Source organism: Ralstonia sp. ASV6, from assembly GCF_016429285.1.
Classification (GTDB): Bacteria; Pseudomonadota; Gammaproteobacteria; order Burkholderiales; family Burkholderiaceae; genus Ralstonia; species Ralstonia flaminis.
Genome location: NZ_JAELUI010000039.1, coordinates 1 through 12,370, shown reverse-complemented (window position 1 = coordinate 12,370; position 12,370 = coordinate 1). Strand labels below are relative to the sequence as shown.

Here is a 12,370-nt window from a genome sequence, read left to right as displayed (position 1 = left end):
TGGACAGCGGATCGTTACAATGTGAACAGTCACGAACAGTTGCACATGACTGTTCCGCATCATCCGCTACGGAGGGCTATCGCCCATGAAGCTCCTGATCGACGCCACCACCCGCGTGCCCATTGCTGACCAGATCGTGGCCGGCGTGCAGACCTGGATTCGCGACAACGATGTGAGGCCCGGCGCCAAGCTGCCGTCGATCCGCCAGTTGGCGGCCGAGTACAGCATCAGCCGATTTCCGGTGATCGAGGCGTATGACCGACTGGTGTCGCTGGGGCTGCTGGACTCGCGCCACGGCTCGGGCTTCTACGTGGCCGAGAGCGGCCTGACCGGGCGCGCAGGACGCGGCTGGTCTGACCCGCGCCGCGCAGAGGTCGAATCTGATCACATCCTTGAGCAGTTCAACTACCCTGACGCGTCGCTCAAGCTGGGCGGCGGTTTTGTGCCGGCGGACTGGCGCGACATGGGCGGCCTTACGCAGGCCATCCGCCAGGTCTCGCGCACCGACGTGGAAGCGGTGATCGACTACGCCACACCGCTGGGCAACACCGCGCTACGGCACCAGATCATGACGCGCGCACGCCAACTGGGCATCCAGGCCGAGCTGCCCAACGTGATGATGACGGTGGGCGCAAGCCAGGCCATCGATCTCGTCATCCGCCATCTGCTCAAGCCCGGCGATACCGTGTTCGTGGAAGACCCGGGCTACTACAACGTGTTCGGCCTGCTGCGCCTGCATGGCGTCAAGCTGGTCGGCATTCCACGCACCGCCGATGGCCCCGACGTGGAGGTGACCGAGGCGATGCTGCGTGAGCACCGGCCCAAGCTGTTCTTCATCAACAGCGTGCTGCACAACCCGACAGGCTCGGTGCTGTCTCCGCCGGTTGCGTTCCGCCTGCTGGAGCTGGCGCGTCGCCACGGCTTTGTCTTTGTGGAAGACGACATCTTTGCCGACATCCAAGCCGACCCGACCGCACGGCTGGCCACGCTGGACCAGCTTGAACACGTGATCTACGTGGGCGGGTTCTCCAAAACGGTATCGGCATCGCTGCGCGTGGGCTACCTGATTGCGCGGCGCGATCTCGTGCAGGACCTGACCGACGTAAAGATGCTCACCAGCGTGGGCGGCTCGCGCTTTTCAGAGGCGGTCGTGGCAACACTGCTGGAGCGCGGTGCGTACCGCAAATACACCGAGCGGCTGCGGCAACGCATCGGCGATTCGCTCATCGCCTCGCTCGACGTGCTGACGGACGCGGGCTGGGAAGTGTTTCATCACCCAACCGGCGGCAACTTCCTGTGGGCGCGCGTGCCGCACGTGGAGGATTCGCGCGAACTCGTTACCGCGGCTGAGCGGCATGGTGTGACGCTGGCGCCCGGTAGTTACTTCCGGCCCAATCTGGAGGTCTCGCCTTGGGTGCGGATCAACACGGCCTACACCGGCGAGGCACGTGCACGGGCCTTCCTGCAGGAGATGGGCCGGCGCCCGGTACGCAAGCGGGCCTAAACCCGCCGCGCATGGCGCATTGACACGCTTGTGCAAACTTTCGCACACCACATCGCCATCATTGTTGCATAGAGTCGGTCCGGCTTTGCTGATGAACCCGCAGTCTTCGCCCGTTCTCGCTCATGCCGACCTTTCGCTACGAGGCCGTCACGCCGGCCGGACAACTGCGCCGTGGCGTCATCGATGCCGATGGCAGCCGAGGTGCGCGCACGCTGCTGCGCTCGCGCGGCATGACGCCGATCGACGTATCCGCCGTGACCGAACGCACGGCCAGCACGAGCCTCAACGGGTTGTTCGGCCATCGCCTCGGCACCACGGAGCAAGCGCTGTTCACGCGCCAACTGGCCAGCCTGCTGACGGCCGGGCTGCCGCTGGACGAAGCGCTCTCTGCCCTGGCGGCTGAAGCCGAGCGCGACTACGTGCGCGACCTCATCGGCACGCTGCGCTCGGAGGTGGTGGGCGGGCAATCGCTGTCTGGTGCGCTAGCCCGCCACCCGCGCGACTTTCCTGACATCTACCGCGCGCTGGTTTCCGCCGGTGAGCACACCGGCAAGCTGCACGTGGTGCTCTCGCGCCTGGCCGACTACATCGAAGGCCGCAACGCCCTCACGCAAAAGATCAAGCTGGCCTTTACTTATCCGGCCGTCGTCACCGTGGTGGCGTTTGGCATCGTGGTCTTCCTGCTGACCTACGTGGTGCCGCAGGTGGTGGGGGTCTTCACGACGACCAAGCAAAAGCTGCCGACGCTGACCATCATCATGTTGGCCTGCAGCGATTTCGCGCGCGACTGGGGCTGGCTGGCTGCACTGGTAGCAGCGGCAATCGGTATGAGCGTCAAACGCCTGTTGCGACGACCCGGCCCGCGTCAAGCATGGCACGGCTGGTTATTGGGCGCGCCGCTTATCGGCCGGCTCGTGCGCGGTTACAACACGGCGCGCTTTGCCAGCACGTTGGCCATTCTCATCAGCGCGGGGGTACCAATCTTGCGGGCGCTGCAAGCGGCTGGGGAAACGCTCAACAACGTGGTGCTGCGCCAGAACGTGGAAGACGCCATCGGCCGCGTGCGCGAGGGCACGTCGCTGTCACGCGCGCTGGCGCATGCCAACCGGTTTCCACCTGTGCTGGTCCACCTGATCCGCTCTGGAGAATCCACCGGCAACCTCGCTCCCATGCTGGACCGTGCAGCCGAGGGCGAGACACGCGAACTGGAGCGCCGCACGCTGTTCATCACCAGCCTGCTGGAACCCGCGCTTATCCTGAGCATGGGCGTGATGGTGCTGCTGATCGTGCTGGCCGTACTGATGCCGATTCTCGACATCAACCAGATGGTGCACTGAGCATGCGCACCGGCATGCGCGCACGCGGCTTCACGCTGCTGGAGATGCTGGTGGTGGTGGTCATCATCGGCATCGTGATGGGGGCGGTGGTCGTCAATGCGCAACCAAGCCAGCGCACGGTGCTTGAACACCAGGCGCAGCGCCTGATTTTTCTGCTGCAGGCGGCGCATGACGAGGCGCGCCTGCGCTCCCAACCCATCGTGTGGGAGGCGACGCCCGAGGGCTACCGCTTCCTCATCCGCGAGCACGATGCCTGGCAACCCTTGCGTGACGACGTGCTGCGCGCGAGCGAGTGGCGGCAGCCCTTGTCTGCACTGTCACTCATGCAGGTAGGCCGCCCCGCGCAATCCGGCAGCGTGCACATGCTGTTTGGCCGCGAAGCCATCGAACCGCCCATCACCCTGCACATGGCCGCCGACACGGCACAGGTCGATATCGTCACCACGGGCCCGAGCCGCTATGTTGTGCAATAGAGCCACGCGGCGGCACATTGCCGGCTTCACGCTGCTGGAAGTGCTGGTGGCACTGGTGATCGTGGCCGTGGCGCTGGGTGCTTGCCTGCGGGCGACCGGCTTGCTGGCCGATTCCAGCGCCGGCATGCGCGAGCGCACGCTGGCGCAATGGAGCGCCACCAACCACCTTGCGCGCATGCGCCTGGCCAATGCGGTACCGCCCCCGGGGCTGCACCGCACGCCGTGTGGCCAGGGGCGCATCGCGCTCACGTGCGAGGACACCGTCATCGTGCTAGAGAACCCCGTATTCCACTTGGTCGTCGTCTCCGTCTATCGCGAAGGCGAAGGGTTGGAGACGCGCGTGCGCCTGGCGCAAGTGGCCACCGTACTGGCCGACACCTCCAATCAGGCCTTCTGATGCTGATGCAGCGCGCCCGCCCGTCAACTGGCTTCACCCTCATCGAAATGGTGATCGCCATCACGATCCTGGCGATCATTGCGCTGATCTCGTGGCGGTCGCTGGACGGCATCATCCGCGGCCAGCATCGGCTGGCGGACAGCCTGGAGGAGACGCGCGCCATCGACCGTCTGTTCGAGCAGCTCGATACGGACTTTGGTGAAGCCGTGCGTGACGACGACCTTGGTCAGCCAGCCGTTGTGTTTGGCGATGGTGACCTTCGCATCGTGCGCATGCTGCGCGATTCGCGTCAGCCGATCCGCTGGCAGGTGGTGCGCTATCGTGTGGACGGCGGCTCGCTCATCCGCGAAGCTTCAGCACCGCTCAACGAGCGCGGCCCCGCGCGTGAAGCACTGAATGCCACATTGCCGGAGCGGCTGACGCTGGTGGAGCACACGTCAGCACTGCAAGTGCGGGGGTGGACAACGCAGGGGTGGAAGGCGTTGTCGGCGGATGCATCGCGCCCCGCATCCGCCGTGGCGGCCTCCGGCATGCTGCCGCGGATCACCCCCAACGCTGTGACGGGCCTGGAAGTGACCGTGATGGTCAATGACGCGCCCTATACCAAGGTGGTTCTGGCGGACCTGTAGCGCGCTGCTTACGCTTCAACCATCGATGCCTGGCATAGCCGGTTCACGCACCCACAGCAGGGAGGTGCGGTAGCGCTCACCGATGCCCTCGCGCAGGATCAGCGCATCCAGCGCGCGTGTAGCCCGCCCGTTGCGCAACCGGCTGTGCGCGATGAAGTAGCGGCTGCGCGTTTCCAGCAGGATGTCACCCTGCTCAGCCAGACCGGGTGCGATGGCCTTGAGGCGGTTGGTGAGATCCCCCATATCGCGAAACCATGCCCTGTCGCGACTCGACACCAGCGCTGCGGCCTGCCCCGGCGACAGGCCACGGATCGTCGCTGCCAGCACTTCTGGCCCCGCCGTGTTGACGTTGACCGACGTCGGCTCCGGCAGCACGACCACATACGGCGCGAGCTTGCGCACACCGTCGGCCGTGTAGCCGGAAATGCGGACAAGGTCCACCGGCTGCGCGAGCGCAAATGCGGACGAGCCCTTTGCATCAAGACTACGCAGAATGGTGGTGGCCGTCAGCATCGCCAACGACGGATCGAGATCGGCTTTCGTCAGCAACTGCTGATACACACGTACACCTTCTGGTCGAATGCCTGGCGGCTTGCCACCTTCGGCGGCAGTAATCAGTGTGTTGAGGTTGAAGCGCGCCTGTGCATCTTCGATGTAGCCGTCGACGCGCATGTCGCCTGCAGCGTCGAACGCCTGCACACCCGTCTTACCCAGTACGTTGGCCACCGGCAGATCGTTGACGGGCGACGCCCAGCGCTGGCCGAGATGATCGACGGGCGCGGTACGTGCGTTCTCGCGCAACAACAGGCGTGCCCACTCCACGGAAGCTCGCTGCATCCACACCGTGTCGGCACGCAGGCGCTGCACCTCCACCGTGCGAATGGCCGCGCGCTGGCCGGCAAACATCGTCGCCACGAGCGTCACCGCCATTGCCACCACCAGCAACGCGGTGACGACGGCCGCGCCACGCTCCCGGCGTATGCGGCTGCGCTTCATGCCTCCGCCCGGCGCAGATAGGTCCAGAACGCACCCACGTCTTCTGCATTCACGTCGGGCTGTGCTTCTTCAAGATACGTCTGCGACAAGCTCACCTCCTCCATGTGGAACAGATGCTGTTGTGACGGCAGCAGCGTCGCACGCGGGTGCGTGTAGTGCGCGCGAAAGAAACGCGGTGGCGAGCGGCGCGGCATGTGCAGATCGTGCACGTCACGCACAGACGAGTCGAACCAGAAATGCAGCCATCGCCCACCGCGCTGCCGCCCCGCCAGGATGAAGCCGGCATACGACAGCAGGATGTACGGCACGCTCGCCGGCTTGAGTTCTTCGTACGCCCACAGGTTGCGTGCCGAAGCGTAGTCGAGCAAGGCAATGAAGCGCGCCATGGACAGCGTAGGCGCGTGGTGTGGCCGCTTCATGAACGCAAAGTGCCACTGCCATTGCGCGAGAAAGCGCTCGCGGTTGCGCTGCGCGAGCACGACGTCGGCCTGCTGTTCGACCGTGATGTCGGACGGCGCCTCGCCATTGCGCACGAGCGGACAGCACAACCGCTCGCCGCTGATATGGCTGAAGCGCGGCTTGAGCTTGTCGCTCTTCGAGCCGATCACATAAAGCGCCCCATGACAGATCGGACACCGTGCGCGCGGCACGTGTTCCGCCTTGGTCAGATGACCAAACTCCTCGATATACATCGCTACCGTCAACATGCGCTCTTCGGTCGGATGCAAAGCCAGGTTCATGAACGGACCTCATGGTTGAGTGGTTCTGCAGCGCCCCCCCTTTGTGATGCATTGCGTGGCGCCCTGTGTCCTGCTCTACTTTGGAGCAAGATCAAAAGACAACACGCACCCCTGGCAAATACGCCATGGCTTGTATTCAATTGAATTTCAATCAGAATGCAGCCATACAATTCAATTGTTCGAATTGCATTCCGCATTCATGCATGGTGCAATGCCTTGCGTCTGTCACGTGTGAAACTCAAACGCACAGTCCGCCTCTAATTGACGAACGGCGACCTGCAAAACCGCACACTGCTTATATTCCACGGCTTTCATTCCGCAGAAACGCATGACGAGAACGCATGAGCTAGCGCCATCGCTTTTTCATCTGCTTATCCCACCTGATTCACACCCGGTATCAATACTTTGCATGCCGGTGTGAATTCATTCATGAGCGCACATCGGCAAAACAACACAACTTGTATTTGCTGATCCCTATTCCTCTGGAGCACTCCATGAAGCTGAAGCAAGTCATGATTCAAGCCGCCTGCGCCGCGCTGGCCCTGGGCACCGCCACGGTGGCCTTTGCCGGTACGCAACCGAACCCGAGCCCGGCATCGCCGGTGGTCGTAGGCGGTGGCGCTTCGCTGCCCGAGTTCCTGTACAGCTCGGAAATCGCTGTGTTTGGCCCGAACCACATCTACGCCGTGACGGGTAGCGGCGGTGGCAAGACCGCACTGACCACCAACAACCCGGCCGCCTTCAACGCCGCCTACGTCACGCCGCGCACGGACACGACCGTGCACTACGCCGGCAGCGACTCGATCCTGAGCTCGTCGGATATCAGCGCCTTCGCCCCCCGCAAGGGCACGGACGGCGCCCTGGTGCAGATCCCGTCGGTCGGTACCGCTGTTGGCATTCCGTTCCAGAACGCCAGCCTGAGCAGCCTGACGTTGAACGACGACCAGCTGTGCGGTGTGTTCTCCGGTCAAATCACCGATTGGGCAGCGCTCGGCGGCGCCTCTGGCCCGATCAAGGTCGTCTACCGCTCGGACAGCAGCGGCACGTCGGAGATCTTCACGCGTCACCTTGCCGCGGTCTGCAACGCCAACAACTCCAACGTGACGTTCGTGACGAGCACGAAGTTCACCGACAGCTTCCCGGGTGGCGTTCCGTCCAACTTCGTGGGTGGCAACCTGAGCGCCGGTGTGCGTGACGCTGTGGCCGCCAACAGCGGCATCGGCTACCTGAGCCCGGACTACATCAACACCACGCTTGCCCCGAACTCGACCGTTGCAACGAAGAACCTGTCGGCTGCCAGCCTGACGAACAGCAACGATGGTCAGACCTACGACCCGACGTCGGCAAACACCACCACGGCGCTCAGCAACCTCACCCTGCCTACGCTGTCGTCCAACCTGGCTGACCCGAACACCTGGGCGCTGACGGTTGCCAACCCCTCCACGGGCTACCCGATCGCAGGCGTGACCTACCTGGACCACGTCCAGTGCTACGCCAACGCCACGGTGCTGAGCAAGATCCAGACGTTCCTGGACCGCCACACGACGTACTCGGGCATCAACAGCAACCTGCCGCGCATCACCGGCAACGGCTTCGCCCCGCTGCCGGACGCGCTGGTCAGCCTGATCCGCGACAACCTGCTCAACAACGTCAACGGCAAGAACGTCAACATCGGCAACACCACGGCTTGCGCAGGCAAGGCTGGTCGTTAATCGATAGGGATACAGACGGCGGTTCACCGCTGTCGCGAGGTTTGAGCCCGGCATTGCCGGGCTTTTTTCATGCCAACGCAAACCTTGCAGCATGGAAGCGCGACGATTGATTACGTTATTGCGTGACGGCTTCCACAGGCTGAGCCACGCCAGCACCCGAAGCCGTTGCAGTCTGTGCTGCCGGCTCGTTGCGATAGTTGCGCAGGTACACGAAGAACTCGCCCATCATCTGCATCCACAGGCGGATCTGCGTGACGAGGTGCTCAACGGAGATGCCTCCGGCAGCAATCACATCCATCTCCAGCACAACAAAATCACCGTGCTGCGCCAAACGCGCAAAACGACGTGAGCGGTGCCAATCGGCAATGAGACCGTCGGGCAGCGCGCCACCCTGCACACGCAGCGGGCAGCTCAACGTGAGATCTGCATAGCGGCCGGGCTCGATGGCGTTGCCCCACAGGATCTGGAAGCTGATGCCGTGGCTGGCGCTGGTCAGGTAGGTGATGCCGCCTTGCTCAATGGCAGTCACAGCACCGCCCGCTGCCTTGATGGCGTCGGCCACATCGGTGGGGGAAAGGGTTGTCAGCATGGACATGGTGGTCATGTGCGTGGGTGAATCGGAGAGGAGAAAACTCAGGGCGCCTTGGGCGCTTCTGCGTGCGGTGCGGAGGCTTCCGGTGTCGGCGCGGTAACAGCGCGCGGATCAAAGCGGCCCTCGTACAGCTTGTCGCCGTACTCCTGCGCAATCTGCTCGTACTTGACGCGCGACTTGGTGGCAAACGGCTGGCGAGCGGCGATGACGGTGGTCACGTCCATCGACTCGTAGGCGCTCAGAACTTCCTGGCCGACGGCGTAGAGCTTGGCGTTCTTGGCCTCGCATTGCTGCAGGGCGTTCTGCTGCGTGGCCGTTGCGGTGGCCAGCTTCTGGCGCTCCGCTTCACTGGCGCGGGCGCGGCGCAGCAACTCATCGTACGCGGCGCGCAGCTGCGTGATCTGCGTATTGGCCTTGTCAGCCACGGTCTGCGCTTCACGATGGGCGGCGGCGCTACCCTCGCTCAGTTGCCGCGTGCGCGCACGCTCCGCATCAAGCTGGGTGCGCAGGTCGGCAAGCTCCTTCTTGGAGGCATCCGATGCGGGCGCGTTGGTACCACCGCCCGCCTGCAGTTGGGCGAGCTGCGCCTGTGCTTGTTGAAGCTGCGTAGTGGTCGCGCGCAGCTGTGCACGCAAACGCTCCTCCATGCTGGGCTGCTGCGCCGACGCGGCACAGGGGGCCAGAGATGCCGCCACCAACAACGCCAGCATCAGCCGTGAAACCGTTCGGTTCTCGTCCACGTCGCCCCCTTAGAACTTGGCGTTGAAGTCGAGCTGCAGCGTGTCGATCGACAGGCGCGGGCCGGTCACTTCACGCGTGGAGATCCAGCGGCCGGTGAACCACGCGTTCTTGTCCACCGCATACGAGCCGCCGAAGTAGTAGCCGCGCGCATTGGTGCCGCCGCCGTGGAAGGTCGGGTCGTTGTAGCCGTCGGGCATGGAATCCGCCTCGATGCGCTTGTAGCCAGCGATGACGTTCCAGTCGCCGCGCGCGCTCGGGGCCGGCTTGCCGAAGGTGGCCTGAAACATGTACGCGTTGCCGCCGCTGCGGAAGTCCGAGCGGTTCGTTCCGCCGGTGCCGCCGAAGTTGTTGACGATGCCGCCCGGCCCGGCGTGCTGCCACATCTTGTCGGCGTCGTACGCCAGGTTGCGGATGTAGTTGGCGTCGAAGCGCAGGCCGTAGTTGCCCATGACCTTGGTGTCCCAGCGCGCGTTCAGGTCCAGCAGGCGGAACTCGGATGCCAGGCCCACGTACTGCGGCTGCGGCGTGTTGGCCGGGTCCAGCGGGTTGAGCGCGATATTGCGCAGGAGCATCAGCGTGTTGCCCTTCTGCATGAAGGCCGGACGCGACCAGTCCGTGCTGCAGTTGTCCAGCCCCGAGTACAACGCGCACGGTTGCGACACCTGCCCCGTGACGTTGTTGAAGTTGTAGTAGCCCACCGCGCCGCGCACCGTGTTGCGTGAATCCACCTTCCACTCCGCGCCCGCCTGAGCGGCAAACAGCCACTTGTTCTGGCTTGAGCTCTTGTCCTGGCTGCGGCTGGGGAAGCCATCTGCCGAGTACTCCAGCGGGATCACGCCGGCGGTACCGAACACGGTGATGGTGTCGCCGCGCAGTGTCTTGCTGAAGTTGGCGGCAATGCCGTCAAAGTTCAGGTCTTGCGAGAACAGCAGGTCGGTCGACCAGAACGGATTGGCAAAGCGGCCGCCCGTGATCGTCACCCAGTCGGCCGGCTTGTGCGAGATCCATGCCTGATCCAGCCACACGTTCTTCTTGCCCTGCGCGGTGCCCAGCAACTGCGTGGTCGACACGGGGTTGTTGTCGCTGCCCGAGGCCAGGCGGATGCCAGCCTGCGTGCTCTCGGAGATATCTGCGAAGACGCCCAGCCGCGCCCGCACACGCCATTGGTTGCGGCGGTTCTGCGAGGTGTTGAGCAGCGGCGGCAACTTGGTATTCGTGTTGGTGTTGACGTCGAAACCGGTGCCGGCGTTGATGGCCGCCCAGTCGATTTCGATGTTGCTGTTCTGATTCGACAGGAAGCGCGATTCGTTGCGCACGCGCACGTCGCCTTCCACGCGAATGCCCTGCGTCCAGGCGGGGATGGCATCGGGCGCCGCCCAGCGCTCGGTCTTGGCCTGGGCCAGCACCTCGCTCTTGACCTCGTCGCGAATCTGATCGCGCACGGTCTGCGGCACATAGGGCACGCGCACATCGCCGGGCTCGGCTTTCACGCCTGCCGTTTGCGTAGGTTGAGCAGCCTGCGCGGCCACCTGGCGCTGCAGTTGCTGCGTGGCCTGCGCTTCGGCACGGGCTTGCGCGAGCAGCGCTTCGCCGACGTCTTTCTTGAGCGCGCCGCTCTGGATCAGGCCGCGGATGAGCTTGACCATCGTGGTCTCGCCCGCGGCGGCCTGCGCGTGCACGCTGCCCGACGCGATCAACAAGCCGACAGCCGATGCCAGCGCGGCGGCACGGAATGGGTGGGTAACAGGGTTGAGTGCCATGTTCTTGGAAGAAGTGCGTTGCATGCTGGAGTACCGGCTCGACTGCCGAGCCGGCGCTATCGTTGTCATGTGTTTCAACCGGCGGGCCGCTTGCCTTGCAGCGTCACGCGCTGCGGAAACTGCAGGGAAGCCGGTGGCCGTTCATCCACGCGCTCAATCGCGCGCAAGGAGGCGAGCACGGCCTGATCGGTGTCGGCATTGCCGCTGCCGTGCACGAGCTCGACGCGGGTGACGCGGCCGTTCGGGTCCAGCCACACGTTCACCTGCATCAGGAACGCCAGGCGGCGTACGCGGTCATCGCGCGACAGGGCCTGCTGCAGCACGTAGCCGAAATAGCGGCCATACGTGGCATTGCCGCCGCCGGCACCCGCGCCGCTCATGCCGCCGCCCTTGCCTGCGCCGATACCGAAGGCGTCAGTGCCGGCCTGCCCGTCGGCATTCATGGTGACGGGGTCGGACAGGTCCTTCGCGGGGTTGGGTGTGTCTTCTGCCGGCTTGGGTGTTTCGGGCGTGGGGTCGGGCTTGGGCTCCACCACTTCGGGCTTCACCTTGTCAGGCTCCGGTTGCTTTTCGGGTTGTGGCGGAGGCGGTGGAGGTGGTGGCGGCTGCAGCACGAGCATCGGCGTGGACGGTGCCTCACGCTTGGTGCTCGCCGTGCCCGCGAGCAGATACCACACCACCGCCACGACGATCAGCGCCGCTACGGCGCCGATCACATAGCTGCCCCAGCGCCGCCAGAAAGCCGGCTGCGGATCCGCCGTGGGCGTGGACGGGTTCAGGTCAAGCTGCATGATTGCGCCGCCCTCACGCTGCCGGCTTGCCGGTCACCAGACCGATCTGGTTGAGCTCGATCTTGCGCAACAGGTCGAGCACCTCCACCACCTTGGCGTACTGCACGGATGCGTCGCCACGCACGATCACCGGAAAATCCGGCGTGACGGCCTTCTCGGTGCGCAGGCGGTCTTCCAGCTCGGGCAGCGTGACCGGATACGCATCCAGGAACACCTGCCCGTTGTTGTCGATGGTGATGGCCTTGGTCTTGGGCTTCTCCAACGCCACGCTGGCGCTCGCCTTCGGCAGGTTGACCTTGATACCGGGGATGCTCGCGTTGCTGGTGAGGATGAAGATCACCAGCACCACCAGCAGCACATCCACAAACGGCGTGATGTTGATGCCGCTGGCGCGCTTCTTGGGCCCAAAGCGGGACACGTTTGCCATGGCGGCCCCTTACTCGCGGTGCGGCGCGGCCGGGCTGGCCACGAAGCCGCCGCCCGACGTGTCGGTGCGATGGTCTGCATGCGCCGCACGCGGTGCGGTATCGCCCAGTACAACGGTGGCGCGACCGTCGCCGTGCTCTTCCGCCAGGCGCGTAGCGAACTCGTCCACGAACACCGCCATGTCGGCGGCGATGGCATCTGACCGGGAGGCGAGCCAGTTGTAGCCGAACAGCGCGGGGATGGCCACGCCCAGGCCCGCTGCCGTACACAGC

The 12,370-nt window shown here is 64.7% G+C and carries 13 protein-coding genes and 1 pseudogene; 6 read left to right on the top strand and 8 right to left on the bottom strand.

Annotated features, from left to right (window positions below; all coding sequences use genetic code 11):
* Window positions 1–85 precede the first annotated feature (85 nt).
* The 5 genes from JHD73_RS10030 (at window position 86) to JHD73_RS10010 (ending at window position 4,340) form a co-directional block, all read left to right on the top strand.
* A complete protein-coding gene (locus JHD73_RS10030) occupies window positions 86–1,504 on the top strand; it encodes a PLP-dependent aminotransferase family protein (protein ID WP_199030144.1) in 1,419 nt (472 codons plus the stop codon).
* Window positions 1,505–1,626: 122 nt separating this feature from the next.
* Window positions 1,627–2,841, top strand: coding sequence for a type II secretion system inner membrane protein GspF (gene gspF / locus JHD73_RS10025; protein ID WP_199030143.1), 1,215 nt, complete (start codon window positions 1,627–1,629; stop codon window positions 2,839–2,841).
* A gap of 2 nt (window positions 2,842–2,843) precedes the next feature.
* Entirely contained in the window at window positions 2,844–3,314 is a 471-nt protein-coding gene (gene gspH, locus JHD73_RS10020) for a type II secretion system minor pseudopilin GspH (protein ID WP_199030142.1), read from the top strand.
* The gene (gspI, locus tag JHD73_RS10015) at window positions 3,301–3,711 is read left to right on the top strand and encodes a type II secretion system minor pseudopilin GspI (protein ID WP_199030141.1); all 411 of its coding nucleotides are present in this window, start codon (window positions 3,301–3,303) and stop codon (window positions 3,709–3,711) included. Before gspH ends, gspI begins: the two co-directional genes overlap by 14 nt.
* A complete protein-coding gene (locus JHD73_RS10010; RefSeq protein WP_199030140.1) occupies window positions 3,711–4,340 on the top strand; it encodes a type II secretion system protein J in 630 nt (209 codons plus the stop codon). The genes gspI and JHD73_RS10010 overlap by 1 nt, the downstream gene beginning before the upstream one ends.
* 15 nt (window positions 4,341–4,355) lie before the next feature.
* Here JHD73_RS10010 and gspK read toward each other — a convergent pair whose 3' ends face one another.
* Together gspK and JHD73_RS10000 are read right to left on the bottom strand one after the other, a co-directional pair.
* Window positions 4,356–5,336, bottom strand: coding sequence for a type II secretion system minor pseudopilin GspK (gene gspK / locus JHD73_RS10005; protein WP_199030139.1), 981 nt, complete (start codon window positions 5,334–5,336; stop codon window positions 4,356–4,358).
* On the bottom strand, window positions 5,333–6,076 hold the full coding sequence (locus tag JHD73_RS10000) for a hypothetical protein (RefSeq protein ID WP_199030138.1): 744 nt from the start codon (window positions 6,074–6,076) through the stop codon (window positions 5,333–5,335). Before JHD73_RS10000 ends, gspK begins: the two co-directional genes overlap by 4 nt.
* A 494-nt stretch (window positions 6,077–6,570) precedes the next feature.
* On the opposite strand from JHD73_RS10000, the gene JHD73_RS09995 reads away from it, so the two are divergent.
* The gene (locus JHD73_RS09995; protein ID WP_199030137.1) at window positions 6,571–7,788 is read left to right on the top strand and encodes a substrate-binding domain-containing protein; all 1,218 of its coding nucleotides are present in this window, start codon (window positions 6,571–6,573) and stop codon (window positions 7,786–7,788) included.
* Window positions 7,789–7,903: 115 nt separating this feature from the next.
* Here JHD73_RS09995 and JHD73_RS09990 read toward each other — a convergent pair whose 3' ends face one another.
* The 6 genes and pseudogenes from JHD73_RS09990 to JHD73_RS29075 form a co-directional block, all read right to left on the bottom strand.
* The gene (locus JHD73_RS09990; protein WP_199030136.1) at window positions 7,904–8,392 is read right to left on the bottom strand and encodes a YbjN domain-containing protein; all 489 of its coding nucleotides are present in this window, start codon (window positions 8,390–8,392) and stop codon (window positions 7,904–7,906) included.
* 29 nt (window positions 8,393–8,421) lie between these two features.
* Window positions 8,422–9,120, bottom strand: coding sequence for a hypothetical protein (locus JHD73_RS09985; protein WP_199030135.1), 699 nt, complete (start codon window positions 9,118–9,120; stop codon window positions 8,422–8,424).
* A 9-nt stretch (window positions 9,121–9,129) separates the two neighbouring features.
* Window positions 9,130–10,905 carry a putative porin gene (locus JHD73_RS09980; protein WP_199030134.1) on the bottom strand — a complete coding sequence of 592 codons (1,776 nt, stop codon included), beginning with the start codon at window positions 10,903–10,905 and terminating at the stop codon, window positions 9,130–9,132.
* 50 nt (window positions 10,906–10,955) lie between these two features.
* Window positions 10,956–11,672 carry a TonB family protein gene (locus JHD73_RS09975; protein WP_199030133.1) on the bottom strand — a complete coding sequence of 239 codons (717 nt, stop codon included), beginning with the start codon at window positions 11,670–11,672 and terminating at the stop codon, window positions 10,956–10,958.
* Between the two features lie 13 nt (window positions 11,673–11,685).
* Entirely contained in the window at window positions 11,686–12,099 is a 414-nt protein-coding gene (locus JHD73_RS09970; RefSeq protein ID WP_199030132.1) for a biopolymer transporter ExbD, read from the bottom strand.
* Between the two features lie 9 nt (window positions 12,100–12,108).
* Window positions 12,109–12,370, bottom strand: a pseudogene (locus tag JHD73_RS29075) (MotA/TolQ/ExbB proton channel family protein); the annotation flags it as partial.